The sequence below is a fragment of the Streptomyces sp. NPDC048277 genome, assembly GCF_040652235.1.
Lineage (GTDB): Bacteria > Actinomycetota > Actinomycetes > Streptomycetales > Streptomycetaceae > Streptomyces.
In genome coordinates, this window is sequence record NZ_JBEZLQ010000015.1 from 51,733 (window position 1) to 68,182 (window position 16,450).

Sequence of the window (16,450 nt, forward strand, 5' to 3'; positions counted from 1 at the left end):
GCTACCGCTCCACCGCGAACTCGTAGACGACCTCCCGGCGGGCGTCCGGAATCACGATGTCGGCGGTCTCCACGGGACGCCCGCCGGTGTCGTGAATGGTCCGCTCGATCAGGAGCACCAGGTCCCCGGCGTCGATGCCGAGCAGGTTCGCCTGTGGCCGGGTGGCCCGGGCCGGACGGGGCACCTCGACCACCGTCCCGACGTCCACGCCGATGGACCGCATGCGTTCGACGACGCCCCTGCCCGCGAGCGGCCCGCGTTCGGGCAGCACGACCGGGGTGCCGGCCGTGAGGGCCATCGGCTCCCAGGACTCGGAGAGCTGGACGGGCCGGCCGTCGGCGAGGAACTCGTAGTGCGTGCGGACGCAGAGGTCTCCGGGACGGACGGCGAGCCGCTCGGCGATGTGCTCGGGGGCCGGGACCCGGACCTCGCTGTCCGCGTCCCACGCACCCGCCCGGCCCCGCTCCGTCCCGGCGGCGAGCGAGCGTTCGCGGCACCGGGAACGGACCATCCGCAGCCGTTCGCGCGGCACCCGGACGTACGTCCCCGAGCCCGCCCGCCCTTCCAGGAGCCCGTCGACGATCAGCACGTCCATGGTCCGCTGCAGGACATTGCGCCCGACCCCGTACTCCTCGGCGAGCCGCGCCCTCGACGGCAGCCGCTCCCCGACCCGCCACTCGCCCGCGGCGAGCCGCGCACGCAGCGCCTCGGCGACGGCCAGATAGCGCACTTCCCGGGGCACGGGAGCGGGCATGAGCGAGGGCATGGGCGACTCCGATCGAGGTGGTTCCGAGGGGAGTTCGCAAGCTACTGCCCCCGCCGAAAGCTGCTGGAGCAGAATCACGCTCCGTGACCCCCGCGACGCTCACCCCAAGGCCGGTGAAACCGGTCCGCCGGTCGGGTGAAGCCCCTGTTCGGGGCGTGTTGGCGGACCACGGGATCCGGCTACATCAAGACACATGACCAAGCACCTGGAACGTGGCCTGACCGCGCTCGCGCTGACCGCACTTCCCCTCCTCGCCACCGCCCCGCCCGTCCACGCGGCCGCGGTGCCGCGGTACTTCCAGATCGGCAGCCAGCTGAACGGCAAGTGCCTCGCCTCCGACGGCGACGACGTCGAGGTGCGGACCTGCGGCGCCGGCGCGTCCGACCAGCTCTGGTACTGGTCGGACAAGAAGCTGGTCAACGCCGCCGAGGAGCACTGTCTGGACGTCAGGAAGGGCAAGGCCGACGCCGCCGCCCAGGTCTTCGCCGACTGCCACGGCCGGGCCAACCAGCGCTGGTACAAGGAGGGCAGCTGGCTGCGCACCGAGGCCACCGGCCAGTGCCTGAGCATCCAGAACAAGGGCGACGAGCGCGAGCACGCGGGGCTCGACCTCCGCGCCTGCGGCACCCACACCTGGCAGTGGTGGAGCCTGCCCGCCTCGTGAGTCCCTGAGACACCCCTGGTCAGGAGGGGGACCGTCGGTCTAACGTCCGTCCATGGCAGCCTTCGACCCCTGGGACCCGGACTTCCTCGCCGACCCGTACCCCTCCTACGCCGAACTCCGCGCCCGGGGCCGGGTGCAGTACTACGAGCCCACCCACCAGTGGCTGGTACCGCACCACGCCGACGTCTCCGCGCTGCTGCGGGACCGGCGCCTGGGGCGGACGTACCAGCACAGGTTCACGCACGAGGACTTCGGGCGGACGGCACCGCCCGCCGGACACGAGCCGTTCCACACCCTCAACGACCACGGCATGCTCGACCTCGAACCCCCGGACCACACCCGTATCCGCCGCCTGGTGTCGAAGGCGTTCACCCCGCGCACGGTCGAGCGGCTCAAGCCGTACGTCGCCCGGCTCGCCGGCGAACTCGTCGACGGGCTGGTCCGCGACGGCGGCGGCGACCTGCTCACCGATGTCGCCGAACCGCTCCCCGTCGCCGTCATCGCCGAGATGCTCGGCATCCCGGAGGCCGACCGGGCCCCGCTGCGCCCCTGGTCGGCCGACATCTGCGGGATGTACGAGCTGAACCCGTCCGAGGACACGGCCGCGAGGGCGGTCAGGGCCTCCGTCGAGTTCTCCGACTACCTGCGCGAACTGATCGCCGAGCGGCGCAAGGAGCCCGGCGAGGACCTGATCTCGGGACTCATCGCCGCCCACGACGAGGACGACCGCCTCACCGAGCAGGAGATGATCTCCACGGCCGTCCTGCTCCTCAACGCCGGCCACGAGGCCACCGTCAACGCCACGGTCAACGGCTGGTACGCCCTCTTCCGCAACCCCGGCCAGCTCGCCGCCCTCCGCGCCGACCACTCCCTGATCCCCACCGCGATCGAGGAGCTGATGCGCTACGACACCCCGCTCCAGCTCTTCGAACGCTGGGTGCTGGACGAGATCGAGATCGACGGGACCACGATCCCGCGCGGCGCCGAGATCGCCATGCTCTTCGGCTCCGCCAACCACGACCCGGCCGTCTTCCGGAACCCCGACCGCCTCGACCTCACCCGCGCCGACAACCCGCACATCTCCTTCAGCGCCGGCATCCACTACTGCATCGGCGCCCCGCTCGCCCGCATCGAACTGGCCGCGTCCATGACGGCCCTGCTGGAGAAGGCACCCACGCTGAACCTGGCCGCCGACCCGAACCGGAAGCCGAACTTCGTGATCCGGGGGCTGGAGGGGCTCGCCGTCACGGTCTGAACCGGTGGACCAGGGCCCAGACGGCGAGTGCGGCGGCGGTTCCGCCGAGGACGGCCAGCGGCAGTTCGGCGTAGAGGACGCTCCAGTCCGGGGCCTGCTCGAAGCGCCACAGCCGCGACCGGACGTCGACCGCCCACACCGCGAGCCCCGCCCCCGCGCCGACGGCCGCGGTCAGGCACCCCGCCGCGGCCTGCATACGTTGTCCCATGCCAGGGAGGGACGTGCGCGGGCCGCACGGAGGTTCCCGCCCAACTGCCCAACTGCCCAACTGCCCAGCCGCCAGCCGGTCGGGAGCCCGGCGGCCCACCGCCCGGCCGCCTGGCGCTCTGCCGGTCAGGCCCGCAGCTGGCCGGCCGCCCAGCCGATTGGCCGTCGGCCGGTCAGGCGCCCGGTCGTGTGCCACCCCTCGGGTCATCCCGTCAGGTCCCGGCGGCGCAGCCCCATCAGCCCTGCCGCCGTCAACCCCCCGGCCAGCGTCAGCAGGACCAGCACCGGCGTCCACGTCATCTCCCCGCCCGGCAGCTTCGGGAGGTGGCCGAAGGGGGAGAGGTCGAGGACGAGTTGCGGGGCGTTCAGGGCCGGGCCCACCCAGCCGATCAGGAGGACCGCCACCGCGACACCCCAGGCGGCCGGGGCCAGGCGGGGCGCGGCGCCGTACAGGAGCAGTGCCAGGCCGCCGATCACCCACACCGCTGGGAGCTGCAGCAGGCAGGCGCCGACGATGGGGCCCACCTCCCGGCCGTAGCCGACGGCGAAGCCCGCCGCGGCCAGCAGCATGATCAGGGCCGAGCCGCCGAAGGCGATGGCCAGATGGCCGGCCGCCCAGCGCAGCCGGCTCACCGCGCAGGCCAGCAGGGGTTCGGCGCGGCCCGAGGTCTCCTCGCCGTTCAGGCGGAGGACGGACGCCACGACGTAGAGCGCGGCGATCAGGCCCAGCATGCCGACCATCGAGGCGAGGAACGCGTCGGTCAGCCCGCTCTGGCCGCCCATCCGCTCGAAGATCTCGCGGGCGTTCTTGTTGTTGCCGACCAGGTCGGCCGCGCCGTCCGTCAGGCCGCCGTAGATCACGCCCGCCAGGAAGAAGCCGAGCGACCAGCCGAGCACCCCGCCCCGCTGGAGCCGCCAGGCGAGGGCGGCCGCGGAGCCGAGGCGGCCGGCGGCCGGACCGGGGCGGGCGGGGAAGAAGCTCATGCCGAGGTCGCGGCGGCCGGCCAGCCCGTAGGCCGCTCCGGCCTGCACGAGCACCGCCGCCGCGAAGAGGAGCAGTACCCACCAGCGTTCGGCGGCGAAGGGGCGGAGGTTCTCCAGCCAGCCCAGGGGCGAGAGCCACGTCCACACCGACCCGCCGTCCGTGCTCGCCGAGTCGCCCGCCGCGCGGAGCACAAAGGCCGCGTCCAGGACCGCCGACGTCAGCCCCCTGGCCAGCCGCGCGCTCTCCGTCAGCTGAGCCACGATCGCCGCCATTGTCGCGAAGACCATGCCGACCGCGCCGACGCCGAGCCCCAAGGCCGCCGCGCCGGCGGCGCCCTGGTTCGCCAGACCGGCGGCGACGAGAAGGGCCAGCACCCCGTTCGCCACGGCCGACGCCAGCAGGGCCGCCGTCAGGGAGGCCCGGCGGCCCACCGCGCCGGACGCCAGCAGTTCCGCGCGGCCGGTCTCCTCCTCGTCACGGGTGTGCCGTACGACGATGAGCAGGCTGGTGACGGCCGCGAGGAGCCCGGCGTACACGCCCACCCGCCAGGCCGTCAGGCCGCCGATCGAGGTGTCGTGGATCGGGCCGATCAGGGCGCGGAAGGAGGCGTTGGTCTCCAACTGGCGGACCAGATCGGTACGTTCGGACTCCGTGCCGTAGAGGCTCTTCAGGGTGTTCGGCATGGAGAGGACCATCAGCGCGTTCACCGCGATCCAGACCGGGGTCATCACCCGGTCGCGGCGCAGCGCGAAGCGCAGCAGGGTGCCGGTGCCCATGAGCGATACAGGGGATGTCATCGGGCCGCCACCCGCTCGGTCTCGTCCTGGTAGTGGCGCAGGAAGAGTTCCTCCAGGGTCGGGGGCGTGGAGGTCAGGGACCGTACGCCGGTCTCGCTCAACGAGCGCAGTACGGCGGTGAGATGGTCGCTGTCGACCTGGAGGCGGATCCGGTGGCCCTGCACGTCGAGGTCGTGCACGCCGGGGAGGTGCGCCAACCCGTTGGGCGGACCGGCCAGTTCGGCGGTCACGCTGGTGCGGGTGAGATGGCGCAGGTCGGCGAGGGAGCCGGACTCGACGGTACGGCCGTTGCGGATGATGCTCACCCGGTCGCAGAGCTCCTCGACCTCGCTCAGGATGTGCGAGGAGAGCAGGACCGTACGGCCGCGGTCGCGCTCCTCCTCCACACAGCGCTGGAAGACCTCCTCCATCAGGGGGTCGAGGCCCGAGGTCGGTTCGTCGAGGATCAGCAGGTCGACGTCCGAGGCGAACGCGGCGACCAGGGCGACCTTCTGGCGGTTGCCCTTGCTGTAGGTACGGCCCTTTTTCGTCGGGTCCAGCTCGAAGCGGTCGATGAGGTCGGCCCGGCGGGACCTGTCGAGGCCGCCGCGCAGTCGGCCGTACAGGTCGATGACCTCACCGCCGGAGAGGTTGCGCCAGAGGGTCACGTCCCCGGGGACGTAGGCGATCCTGCGGTGCACCTCCACGGCGTCCGTCCACGGGTCGCGGCCCAGGATCTGCGCGGCGCCCGAGTCGGCGCGCAGCAGGCCCAGCAGGACCCGGATGGCGGTGGACTTGCCGGCGCCGTTGGGGCCGAGGAAGCCGTGCACCTCGCCGGCCTCGACGGCCAGGTCGAGGCCGTCCAGGGCGTGGGTGCGGCCGAAGGACTTGTGGAGCCCGGCGACCGTGATTGCCTTCGTCATGCTTCAGAACGTACGCTTCTTTCAGAAACTTGTGAAGTTAAGGAAGTGTAGAAACCGTCGCTAGGGTGGTGACCATGACTACGGATGCGGTGGGGCGGGACCGGGAAGCGGTCTCCATGTTCGTGGAGAGCTTCGCGGCGCAGCTCGTCGAGGCCGGGATGCAGCGCATGCCGGCGCGTATCTTCGCGGCCCTGCTGTCCTCCGACTCGGGCACCCTGACCTCGGCGGAACTCGGGGAGCAGCTCCAGGTCAGCCCGGCGGCGGTGTCCGGCGGGGTGCGCTATCTGGCACAGCAGCACATGGTGGCCCGGGAGCGCGAGCCCGGGTCGCGGCGGGAGCGGTACCGGGTGCACAGCAACCAGTGGTACGAGGCGCTCACCAACCGGGAGGCCGTGATCAAGCGCTGGGAGGGGGCGCTGCGCGAGGGCGTGAGCAGCCTCGGCGCGGACACCCCGGCGGGGCGGCGGATGGCCGAGACGCTCGCGTTCTTCGAGTTCGTGGACGAGGAGATCGCGCAGATGATGGAGCGGTGGCGGGTGCGCCGCGAGGAGCGCTTCGGGCAGGAGTGAAGCGCGCTGCTCCGGGGCCCCTCGGCGGGTGCGCTTCAGCTGTTCGTGAGGTGGTCCTGCAACCGCCCGTGCCGGAACTGGTACACCGCCCCCGTCCGCCGCAACGCCCCCCGGTCGCACGCGTCCTCCAGGAACGTGACCAGGCGCCAGGGCAGCCGTCCCGTCAGCGGCAGCCAGACCCGGGCCAGCGCGATCCACTGCCCCCACGCGGTCAGACAGAGCCCGTATCCGAGGCCGCCCCCGAACGCGCCCTCGATGCCGAAGACCAGCCCCAGCTGGATGCTGCGCAGCGGGGTCTCGGTGAAGCTGCCGCCGAACCAGGCGATGAAGCCGAACACGAGCGCCCAGACGCCGATGTGGGCGTGCACGTTCCTGCGGTTCATCCGCAGCAGGTCCACGCAGCTCACGGACCTGTCCACGTCGACCGGCGCCTCCAGCCAGGCCGTGATCGCGAGCACCAGCCCGGTCCCGAGCCAGAAGATCAGCGGCAACTGGGCCGCGGACACCAGTCCGCCGCCTTGTCCGTCGTCGAGTCCCAGCCACGGCACCACGGACCGGTCGACGGCGACGATCGCCACCGCGCCCACCAGCGCGACCAGCGAACCGATGGCGATCCTGCTCAACAGCCCGTCCCGCAGCCGCCGTTGGGCCTCACGGCGCAGGGTGATCTCGATCGGTGACGGTTTCAGCAGGTCGTTGCCGCTGGCCCGGTGGTAGATGAAGCCGCACGCCGCGCCGAGCAGCAGCCCGTGCAGGGCGCCGACGACCAGCCCGCGCCGCACCGCGAAACCGAGCCCGAGGTGGGCGCCGATCAGGTCGACGGGGATGTTGCCGACCGCGGTGACGAACGCGAAGGACAGCCCGGCGAGGAACGCGATCACGGCGGTCCGCTGCCGGGGCGGCAGCGTCGTGCCGAGTTCCCACCAGGCCAGGTTGCGGGTCGGCTGCTCGCGCCGCTCCAGATCGTGCGCGAGGTAGGTGAGCCACCGCTGGGCGCGCCGCGCGCTCCACCGATGCCGCTCGCCGGGCCGGCGCCGGTACACCGAGGGCAGGAACGCGGCGAGCAGCCTGCTCTCCAGGTCCGGGGTGGCGGCGGCCTTCAGCAGTGCCTCGGGGCCGCGGTCCGGGCCGTCCGCGGAACTCGCCCCCTCCGTCCCGCCCGCCCCGCGCTCGCCGTGGACCGCCGCGGCCAGGGCGACCATCAGCGGGGTGGCGAGCGTCCGGCTCAGCGGGCCGCCGGGATCGCGCCGCATGGCCTCCTCCACCCGGTCCCAGCCGGACCCGGCGTCCGTCGGGCTGCTGAGCCGCAGATACCGCACCGATTCGGCCGGCGAGAGATCGGACAGCTCCACGACGGCGGCGCCGTGCAGTCCCTTGGAATCCCGCACCGCGTCCCGGTACTCCTGCGGGCGGCTGGTGAGCACGTACGGCAGCGATGTCCTGGCGAGTGCCTCGCGCGCCTCGCGCCGGAGGCCGTCGGGGATCTCGTCGAACCCGTCCAGGACGGGCAGGATCAGCTTTCTGCCCACCAGCCGCTCCGCGAGCGTCGCCCGCCCGTCGCGGGTGGCGGCGGTCAGCCAGGGCTGGTCACGGCTCAACTGGCGGCTCAGCCAGTCGTTCAGCGAGACCTCCTGCGGGTTCCACGAGCCCAGGCTGAAGATCTCCGGGACGGGTGCGCCACCGCGCCGTTCCGCCAGCCGCTTCAGTACGAACCGCACGCCCAGCCACGTCTTTCCGGAACCGGGCCTGCCCAGCACCACCAGGCGGCCGGGGGCGGGAAGCAGCCCGTAGACGTGGGCGATGTCGTCCAGGTCCCCGGTCAGGTCCTCCTCGGTCCGGCCCTGCCAGACCACTTCGGGGTGGTCCGACTCCACCCGCCCGGCGACGGCCGTCCAGCGCACCCGCAGCCGCGGCTCGGGGTCCTGGAGGCCGTGCTCGGCCGCCTCGGCGTCCCAGCGCGTCCACACCGCGTCCGCCAACTCGGCCGCCGCCGTGGTCAGTTCGTCCTGCGGCGCACCGCCGGTGCCGGAGCCGTAACCGTAGTTGTTCACCACGCCGACGGACTCGGCGACGATCTGCGGTCCCTCGCCGTAGTTGCTCGCGTTGGTGGTGCGCCCCGGTTGCTCCTCGCCGCCCGCCGCGCCCTCAGCCATCGTCACCCCGGCGCCGGAACCACACCGCGCTGCCGAACGCGGCCCCGGCCACGGCCAGCACCGCGAGCGCCGCGCGCAACGGGACCGGGAAGGCCGTACGGTCCTGCGCGCGGGTGCGGTCGTCGGAGTCGGTCCTGGGCGCGGCGAGGGTCGGCGCACCGCCCGCGACGGCCGACGCGGACGCGGACGGGGACGCGGACGGGGACGTCGAACCGCTCGCGCCGGCCGACCCGCCGGGATCGGGGCTGCGGGAGGCACCGCCCTGGTGGGAACCCTGAGAGCCCCCGGTCCCCGTGTTCCCCGAACCCGAACCGGACCCGGAACCCGTCCCGGAACCCGCACCGGACCCGGATCCATGCGCCCCGCCGCCCGATCCCGACCCCGACCCCGACCCGTTGGACGGCGATGACGTGGTTGGCGTCGGTGTCGGCGTCGGCGTCGGTGACGAGGCCGGCCGGATCCGGAACGACGACACGACCCTGTCCTGGCCCGAGTCCACGCTGCACGACGCGTTCACCGTGCCCAGCTGCGTCTCGCTGCCGTCCGCCTGCCGCGGCGTCACACGCATCTCGATGTCACCGGCGAGGATCTTCGCGGGGCCCGCCTTCGTGAAGGTGAGCGACGGCGCGGTCCCGTTCGCCGGGACGGTTATCGACCCGGAGGGCGGGATCTGGGTCACGGGCACGTCCATCGGCACGGTGATGTCCATGTCTCCCTGCGGCGCGGCCACGACGGCGTGCACTTTGGCCGTGCCTTCGAGGCTCGTCGCCCCGGCCGTCCGCAGCGCGGGCGGGATGAGTCCCCCGACCGTCGCCGACGCGGCCACCGGCAGCCGTGGAGTCGGCCGCCCGACCACGTGGGTGTCGGAGACGTTCCACACGACCGACCCCGTCATCGACTGCCCGCTGAGTAGCCCGAAGGTGCAGGTGTACTGGAAGGTGCGGGGCGCGGCTGCCGCACTCGCGGTCCCGGGGGCGACGGCCGGGGCGACGACGAGGACGGCACCGGCGACTGCTGCGGCGACCGTACGGCCGGTCCGTAACTCACCTGGCATGTACGCACCGTACGTAGACAGGTGCGCTACGTCTGTACGGGCAGCGGAACCTTCACCCCGCTTCCACGAACCGTCACCCCCGCCCGCCCCTACCGCTCCTTGGTCTCCTCCAGCACCGTCCGCCCCAGCAGCGCGTACCGCTCGGGTGAACGGCGCTTGAGGTACTGCGCGTAGCCGATGCCCGTCGCCGCGACCAGGGTCACCAGCCAGGGGGTCGCCTTCAGCAGCAGCGAGCCGGACTCCGCGCCGGCCGCGACGCCCATGTTGGACACCAGCAGGACGACCACGGCGAGCATCGCGACGCCGCCGATCAGCGGGGCGGCGAAGGTCCTGAACCAGTGCCGGCTCTCGGGGTGGTTCTTGCGGAAGTAGGCGAGGACCGCGAAGGAGCAGACCGCCTGCACGACCAGGATCGCCATGGTGCCGAGGATGGCGAGCAGGACGTAGAGGGCGTTGTACGGGTCCTTGCCCGCGATCCAGAACGCGGCGATCAGGACGGCGGAGATCGCCGTCTGCACCAGGCCCGCGATGTGCGGGGAGCCGTGGTCGGCGTGGGTACGGCCGATCGTGCGCTGGAGCTTCGGCAGGACGCCCTCGCGGCCGAGCGCGTACATGTAGCGGGCGGCGCAGTTGTGGAAGGCCATGCCGCAGGCCAGCGAGCCGGTGATCATCAGCCACTGCATGACGACGACCGCCCAGTGGCCGACGTAGTGCTCGGTCGGGTTGAAGAAGAGGGCGAGCGGGTTCGCGGAGGAGGCCGCCTTCACCGCCTCCGACTCGCCGTTGCCGATGATGGCCATCCAGGAGACGAAGACGTAGAAGACGCCGACGCCGAGGACCGAGATCATCGTCGCCTTGGGGATGATCTTCTTCGGGTCGCGGGACTCCTCGCCGTACATCGCCGTCGACTCGAAGCCGACCCACGACCAGAAGGCGAAGAAGAGGCCGAGACCGGCGGACGTGCCCTTGAAGGCGTTGACCGGGTTGACCGGCCCGAAGGTGAAGCCGTGCGGGCCGCCGCCGTGCAGGGCGACCGAGATGGCCATCGCCGCGAGCACGGTGACCTCCGTGCCCAGCAGCACGACGAGGAGCTTCTCGGCGACCGAGACCCCGAACCAGGTGCCGGTCGCGTTGATGGCGAGCATCAGGATCGCGAAGGCCCACCACGGGATGTCGAGGCCGGTCTGGTCCTTGAGCGTGGTGTTGGCGAACACCGAGAAGATGCCGATCAGTGCCGGCTCGAAGACGACGTACGCGAAGGTCGCGAGCAGTCCGGAGGCGAGGCCGACGGTGCGGCCGAGGCCGTAGGAGATGAAGCCGTAGAAGGCGCCGGTGGAGGTGATGTGCTTGGCCATCGACGTGAAGCCGACAGAAAAGATTGCCAGGACGACCATTGCGACCAGGTAGCTGGCCGGGGCGCCGATGCCGTTGCCCGCCGACACCATGAAGGGCACGTTGCCCGTCATCGCGGTGATCGGCGCGGCCGTCGCGACGGCCATGAAGACCACGCCCAGCAAGCCGATGGCGTTCGGCTTGAGCCGGTGAACGGCGCTTTCCTCGCTGGTGTTCGCCCCTGGGGCGACTCCCTCGTCCACTGCCATCGGGCTGGCCCCTCTCCTGGTGGTCCGGTGCGGTACTGGACCGGAACTCTGTAGTCCGAATGAGTCGGCCAGGGGCGTCGGTGCGTTAAATGTTTGTCACTCATACCTTTAGAAGGCCATGGGAAATCTGGCGGCAACACGCCCCTCGTACGGTCGCCGCCATGAGCACGTACACCGCCGCCCTCGGCGGCCACCGCTACCGGTTCGGCTCGCTCGCCCGGCTGCTGGCCGCCGCGAGCCCGGAACGCTCCGGCGACCGGCTGGCCGGCCTCGCCGCGGCCTCCGCCCAGGAGCGGGTCGCGGCCCGCTGGGCGCTGGCCGAGGTGCCGCTCGCCCGCTTCCTGGCCGAGCCGCTGATCCCGTACGAGGACGACGACGTGACCCGGCTGATCGTGGACACCCATGACGCGGCCGTGTTCGCGCCGGTCGCCGGGCTGACGGTCGGCGAGTTCCGCGAGTGGCTGCTGTCGGAGGCGGCGGACACGGCCGCGCTCGCCGCCCTCGCCCCCGGGCTCACCCCCGAGATGACCGCGGCGGTCTCCAAACTGATGGGCAACGCCGACCTGGTGGCCGTCGCGCGCAAGGTACGGGTCGTCACCGCCTTCCGCTCCACCATCGGCCTCCCGGGCCGGCTCGCCACCCGCCTCCAGCCCAACCACCCCACCGACGACCCCGCCGGAGTCGCCGCCGCCCTCCTCGACGGCCTCCTCCTCGGCTCCGGCGACGCGGTGATCGGCATCAACCCGGCGACCGACAGCCCCGCCGCCGTACACGCCCTGCTGGACCTCCTGGACGGCGTGATCACCCGCTACGCCATCCCCACCCAGTCCTGCGTCCTGTGCCACGTCACGACGAGCGTGGACCTGATCGAGCGCGGCGCCCCTGTCGACCTGGTCTTCCAGTCCATCGCCGGCACCCAGGCCGCGAACGCGTCCTTCGGCGTGACGCTCCCTCTGCTCGACGAGGCGTACGACGCGGTGCGCGCGCTGGACCGGGGCACGGTCGGGCGCAACGCGATGTACTTCGAGACCGGCCAGGGCAGCGCCCTGTCGGCCGACGCGCACCACGGGGTGGACCAGCAGACGGTGGAGGCGCGCGCCTACGCCGTGGCCCGCCGCTACGACCCGCTCCTCGTCAACACCGTCGTCGGCTTCATCGGCCCGGAGTACCTCTACGACGGCCGCCAGATCCTGCGCGCCGCCCTGGAGGACCACTTCTGCGGCAAGCTCCTCGGCCTGCCCATGGGCCTGGACATCTGCTACACCAACCACGCCGACGCGGACGACGACGACATCGCGACGATGCTCACCATGCTCGGCGTGGCCGGCGCGTCCTTCGTGATCTGCACCCCGGGCGGCGACGACATCATGCTCAACTACCAGTCCGCCTCGTACCACGACGCGCTCTACCTGCGCGAGGTACTCGGCCTGCGCCCGGCCCCGGAGTTCGAGGCCTGGCTGGAATCGATGGGCCTGCTGGACGAGGCCGGCGGCCTGCGCGAGGTCAACGGCCATCCGCTGACGGCCATCGGAAGGGAACTGGCCGCATGACCGAGAGGACCCAGGTGACCGAGACAACCGCACTGACGCGGACGACCGTCGACGGAGCCCGGCAGGCAGGGGGCGGCATGACCGGAGTGGTCGCCGACGACGACCGGAAGGGAACCGGCCGCACGACCGGCATGGCCGCCGGACCCGAACCCGACGAGCTGTGGCCGCTGCTCCGCCGCCACACCCAGGCCAGGATCGGCCTCGGCCGCGCCGGCTCCGGTCTCCCCACCCGCCACCGCCTCGGCCTCCAGGCCGCCCATGCGGCCGCTCGGGACGCGGTGCACTCGCCGTTCGCACCGGAGGTGGTCGCGGCCGCGCTGACCGGGATGCCGACGGTACGGGTGCGCAGCGCGGCCGGTGACCGGCTGACCTACCTCCAGCGTCCCGACCTGGGCCGCCGCCTCGATCCCACGGACCGCGCCCACCTCCCGGTCGGCCCCTGGGACGTGGTCTTCGTCGTCGCCGACGGCCTCTCCAGCCGGGCGGTGCACGAGCACGCGGCGGCGATGGTGCGGGCGACGACGACCCGCCTGCCCGGCTGGCGGATCGCCCCGGTCGTCCTCGCCGAACAGGCCCGGGTGGCCCTCGGCGACGACATCGCGTCGGCGATGGGCGCGACGATGGCGGTCGTCCTGGTCGGCGAACGCCCCGGCATGTCGGCGGCGGACTCCCTGGGCGCGTACCTGACCTACCGGCCGACACCGGGGGCGACGACGGACGCCGACCGCAACTGCCTCTCCAACATCCGGCCGCCACTGGGCCTGTCGTACGAGACGGCGGCGACGAAGCTGGCGGCACTGATGGCGAGGGGGCGGGAGCTGGGGCTCACGGGGGTGGAGCTCAAGGACGAAAGCGATCACGCAGATGTGCTCGACCGGCTACGCTGAGTGGCGTCTGGTCTGCATCACGGGGAGGGCGCATCATGACGTTGATGACTGAGCGACCGACGATAAGCGGCACCGAACCCCACAGTTTCGAGGATCTGCTGAACACCCTCGACGAGTTGGATGTGCCCGGCTACAGGGCCGAGATCATCAGGGGGAGCATCGTCTTGTCGCCGTGGTCGAAGTCCTATTACGAGGACGTCATGGAGCTGGTCTGTGATCAGTTGCGGTCTCACCTCCCCGAAGACCACCGCATCAGCATCGGCCCGTTTCTCTACGTCTTTCCAGGGGACGAACGCGCATACGGACCGGATATCCACGTAACACCCCGACGCATCTCTCGGACGACCAGTAACCGCCGAGACGGCGAGGCCCTGCTTCTGGCGTGTGAGCTGACCTCCAGCTCCACACGGGACGATGACCTGACGGACAAGGTCACGGTCTACGGAAGGGCGGGAGTTCCCGTTTATCTGCTCCTCGACATGCAGGAGGAGTTGGCCACCGTGTTCTGGAACCCCTCGGCGAAGGGGTACGAGTCACGAGACACGAGGCCGTTCGGAGAAAAGCTCTCCATCCCGGCCCCCTTCGACTGCACCCTCGACACCACCGGCTTCCAAGCCCCCGCTACGAACCCCCCGGCACCGTAAGCCCCCAGGCCCCCTCCACCACGCGCCAGGTGCGTCGTCGTACCGGACCCGCCACCCCGCCGTCCGCCCGGTAGCGGAAGTCCGCCCCGATCACCGTCACCGTGCGGCCCGCGGCCCGTACCGGGGTCGCCTCCGCGCCCACCGACAGGGGCCGTACCTCCACCTCCGCCAGGCCGCCGCGGGCGCCCGGGGTCACCGAGATGCCCTCCACCGGCTGGTCCAGGTCGATCACCGTCTCGCCGTCGACCTCGACACGCAGGCGCGCGGCGCCGGGGCGGGGCACGGTCGGGGCCGGCCGGGTGGACAGGGAGCGGACGAGGTGCTGGTACGGGCGCAGCCAGCCGCGTGCCGCCGCCGGTTCCGGAGTCTCCCGCGCGGCCGCCAGGGGCGGGATCCGCAGCGCGCCGAGGACCACCCCGTCGCTGTCGTCGACCAGCAGGTCCAGGCGCCGTTCCACGCCGTCCAGGACCGTCCGCGCCGCCGCCACCGCACCGGCGGGCACCCCCAGCGCGTGCGCGACGCTCAGCGCGCCGCCCACCGGGACCACCGACAGCGCACATCCGGCCAGCTCCCGCTGCCGGTGCAGAAAGGTCACGGCACGGACCAGCGCCCCGTCGTCACCGATGACAACCGGCCGCCTCGAGCCCCTGCGGGACAGTGCACGGGCGAATTCCTCGGGCCCGTCCGGCATGCACACCTTCGCGGTCGCACCCGCGCTGAGCACGTCTTTCGCGATCCGGACGGACTCCCCGTCCGTCTCCCTCGCCGCCGGATCGATGATCACCAGCAGCTGATCAGACGCCTGACCGGACGTCGCGAATGTCGCCACCTCGGTCGTGCCTCGCTTCCTCGGGTAGCATCACTGTGCAAGAGCCCCTTGCGCTATTGCGCCAGGGGCTTCGTCTATTCCGGGGCATCCGGTCCGACGGTTGTGCGGCCAACGACGGTCGCGGTGGTACGCGGCGACGAACCTTACGCGTACGCCCCTGACCTTGGACATGCCCCGCCCGGAAGGGGTGTACGCGCGTGCCCGCACTTGTGCTGCTCGGTGCTCAGTGGGGTGACGAAGGCAAGGGAAAGGCGACGGACCTGCTAGGCGGATCCGTCGACTACGTGGTGCGTTATCAGGGTGGCAACAACGCCGGCCACACGGTCGTCGTAGGCGACCAGAAGTACGCGCTCCATCTCCTCCCTTCCGGAATCCTCTCGCCCACGTGTGTTCCGGTCATCGGCAACGGTGTCGTCGTCGACCCGTCGGTCCTGCTCTCCGAGCTGAGCGGTCTGAACGAGCGTGGCGTCGACACGTCCAAGCTCATGATCAGCGGTAACGCGCACATCATCACGCCGTACCACGTGACCGTCGACAAGGTGACGGAACGCTTCCTCGGAAAGCGGAAGATCGGTACGACGGGGCGCGGTATCGGACCGACCTACGCCGACAAGATCAACCGGGTCGGTATCCGGGTCCAGGACCTCTACGACGAGTCGATCCTGACCCAGAAGGTCGAGGCGGCCCTCGACGTCAAGAACCAGATGCTCACCAAGCTCTACAACCGGCGTGCCATCGCCATCGAGCAGGTCGTCGAGGAGCTGCTCGGCTACGCGGAGAAGCTCGCTCCGTACGTCGCCGACACGGTCCTGGTCCTCAACCAGGCCCTGGAGGAGAACAAGGTCGTCCTCTTCGAGGGCGGCCAGGGCACGCTCCTGGACATCGACCACGGCACGTATCCGTTCGTGACGTCCTCGAACCCCACCGCCGGCGGTGCCTGCACCGGCTCCGGTGTCGGCCCGACGAAGATCAGCCGGGTCATCGGCATCCTCAAGGCGTACACGACCCGCGTCGGCGCGGGCCCGTTCCCGACCGAGCTCTTCGACGAGGACGGCGCCGCGCTGCGCCGTATCGGCGGCGAGCGGGGTGTGACCACCGGCCGTGACCGCCGCTGCGGCTGGTTCGACGCGGTCATCGCCCGCTACGCGACCCGCGTGAACGGCCTCACGGACTTCTTCCTCACCAAGCTGGACGTCCTCACCGGCTGGGAGCAGATCCCGGTCTGCGTGGCGTACGAGATCGACGGCAAGCGGGTCGAGGAGCTGCCGTACTCGCAGACCGACTTCCACCACGCGAAGCCCGTCTACGAGACCCTGCCGGGCTGGTCCGAGGACATCACCAAGGCCAAGTCCTTCTCGGACCTGCCCAAGAACGCCCAGAACTACGTGAAGGCGCTGGAGGAGATGTCCGGCGCCCCGATCTCCGCGATCGGCGTGGGTCCGGGCCGGGACGAGACGATCGAGATCAACTCGTTCCTGTAGGCCCGACGTGTGTGGCGGCGGCCCTGACCCAGGTGTCGGCCGCCGCCACACACGGGGCGCGGTCGGGTCGGTGCGATCGGTGTGGTGCGGTTCGGGCGCGATGCGG

General features: G+C 71.7%; 15 protein-coding genes. 7 read left to right on the top strand and 8 right to left on the bottom strand.

Going from position 1 to position 16,450, the window contains the following annotated elements; all coding sequences use genetic code 11:
• Nucleotide 1 precedes the first annotated feature (1 nt).
• Complete coding sequence (locus tag AB0D85_RS29935; RefSeq protein ID WP_362327320.1) at nucleotides 2-742, bottom strand: GntR family transcriptional regulator; 741 nt, start codon at nucleotides 740-742, stop codon at nucleotides 2-4.
• Between the two features lie 217 nt (nucleotides 743-959).
• Between AB0D85_RS29935 and AB0D85_RS29940 the strand changes: the two genes are divergently transcribed.
• Complete coding sequence (locus tag AB0D85_RS29940; protein WP_362326860.1) at nucleotides 960-1,430, top strand: RICIN domain-containing protein; 471 nt, start codon at nucleotides 960-962, stop codon at nucleotides 1,428-1,430.
• A 52-nt stretch (nucleotides 1,431-1,482) separates the two neighbouring features.
• Nucleotides 1,483-2,685, top strand: a complete 1,203-nt coding sequence (locus AB0D85_RS29945; RefSeq protein ID WP_362326863.1) for a cytochrome P450 — start codon at nucleotides 1,483-1,485, stop codon at nucleotides 2,683-2,685.
• Here AB0D85_RS29945 and AB0D85_RS29950 read toward each other — a convergent pair.
• From AB0D85_RS29950 to AB0D85_RS29960, 3 genes are all read right to left on the bottom strand, one after another.
• Nucleotides 2,675-2,893 carry a hypothetical protein gene (locus tag AB0D85_RS29950; protein ID WP_362326866.1) on the bottom strand — a complete coding sequence of 73 codons (219 nt, stop codon included), beginning with the start codon at nucleotides 2,891-2,893 and terminating at the stop codon, nucleotides 2,675-2,677. The genes AB0D85_RS29945 and AB0D85_RS29950 overlap by 11 nt on opposite strands.
• A 203-nt stretch (nucleotides 2,894-3,096) precedes the next feature.
• Nucleotides 3,097-4,674 (bottom strand): ABC transporter permease, encoded by a 1,578-nt coding sequence (locus tag AB0D85_RS29955; protein WP_362326869.1) that lies wholly within the window; start codon nucleotides 4,672-4,674, stop codon nucleotides 3,097-3,099.
• Entirely contained in the window at nucleotides 4,671-5,576 is a 906-nt protein-coding gene (locus tag AB0D85_RS29960) for an ABC transporter ATP-binding protein (protein WP_362326872.1), read from the bottom strand. The genes AB0D85_RS29955 and AB0D85_RS29960 overlap by 4 nt, the downstream gene beginning before the upstream one ends.
• A gap of 74 nt (nucleotides 5,577-5,650) precedes the next feature.
• On the opposite strand from AB0D85_RS29960, the gene AB0D85_RS29965 reads away from it, so the two are divergent.
• A complete protein-coding gene (locus AB0D85_RS29965; protein ID WP_362326875.1) occupies nucleotides 5,651-6,145 on the top strand; it encodes a MarR family transcriptional regulator in 495 nt (164 codons plus the stop codon).
• A 35-nt stretch (nucleotides 6,146-6,180) separates the two neighbouring features.
• Here AB0D85_RS29965 and AB0D85_RS29970 read toward each other — a convergent pair whose 3' ends face one another.
• The 3 genes from AB0D85_RS29970 to AB0D85_RS29980 all read right to left on the bottom strand — a co-directional run bounded on the left by AB0D85_RS29970 (nucleotide 6,181) and on the right by AB0D85_RS29980 (nucleotide 10,953).
• Entirely contained in the window at nucleotides 6,181-8,298 is a 2,118-nt protein-coding gene (locus AB0D85_RS29970; protein WP_362326878.1) for an NACHT domain-containing protein, read from the bottom strand.
• Nucleotides 8,291-9,352, bottom strand: a complete 1,062-nt coding sequence (locus AB0D85_RS29975) for a DUF6801 domain-containing protein (protein WP_362326881.1) — start codon at nucleotides 9,350-9,352, stop codon at nucleotides 8,291-8,293. Before AB0D85_RS29975 ends, AB0D85_RS29970 begins: the two co-directional genes overlap by 8 nt.
• A gap of 89 nt (nucleotides 9,353-9,441) precedes the next feature.
• Entirely contained in the window at nucleotides 9,442-10,953 is a 1,512-nt protein-coding gene (locus AB0D85_RS29980; RefSeq protein WP_362326884.1) for an APC family permease, read from the bottom strand.
• A gap of 161 nt (nucleotides 10,954-11,114) precedes the next feature.
• Between AB0D85_RS29980 and AB0D85_RS29985 the strand changes: the two genes are divergently transcribed.
• From AB0D85_RS29985 to AB0D85_RS29995, 3 genes are all read left to right on the top strand, one after another.
• Nucleotides 11,115-12,503 (top strand): ethanolamine ammonia-lyase subunit EutB, encoded by a 1,389-nt coding sequence (locus AB0D85_RS29985; RefSeq protein WP_362326887.1) that lies wholly within the window; start codon nucleotides 11,115-11,117, stop codon nucleotides 12,501-12,503.
• Between the two features lie 131 nt (nucleotides 12,504-12,634).
• Nucleotides 12,635-13,390, top strand: coding sequence for an ethanolamine ammonia-lyase subunit EutC (gene eutC, locus AB0D85_RS29990; protein WP_362327323.1), 756 nt, complete (start codon nucleotides 12,635-12,637; stop codon nucleotides 13,388-13,390).
• A gap of 35 nt (nucleotides 13,391-13,425) precedes the next feature.
• On the top strand, nucleotides 13,426-14,034 hold the full coding sequence (locus AB0D85_RS29995) for a Uma2 family endonuclease (protein WP_362326890.1): 609 nt from the start codon (nucleotides 13,426-13,428) through the stop codon (nucleotides 14,032-14,034).
• Here the strand turns inward: AB0D85_RS29995 and AB0D85_RS30000 are convergent.
• Entirely contained in the window at nucleotides 14,012-14,863 is an 852-nt protein-coding gene (locus AB0D85_RS30000) for a diacylglycerol kinase family protein (RefSeq protein ID WP_362326893.1), read from the bottom strand. The two genes, AB0D85_RS29995 and AB0D85_RS30000, sit on opposite strands and share 23 nt — an antisense overlap.
• A 197-nt stretch (nucleotides 14,864-15,060) precedes the next feature.
• Here AB0D85_RS30000 and AB0D85_RS30005 point away from each other — a divergent pair, with 197 nt between their 5' ends.
• A complete protein-coding gene (locus AB0D85_RS30005) occupies nucleotides 15,061-16,344 on the top strand; it encodes an adenylosuccinate synthase (protein WP_362326895.1) in 1,284 nt (427 codons plus the stop codon).
• Nucleotides 16,345-16,450: the final 106 nt, after the last annotated feature.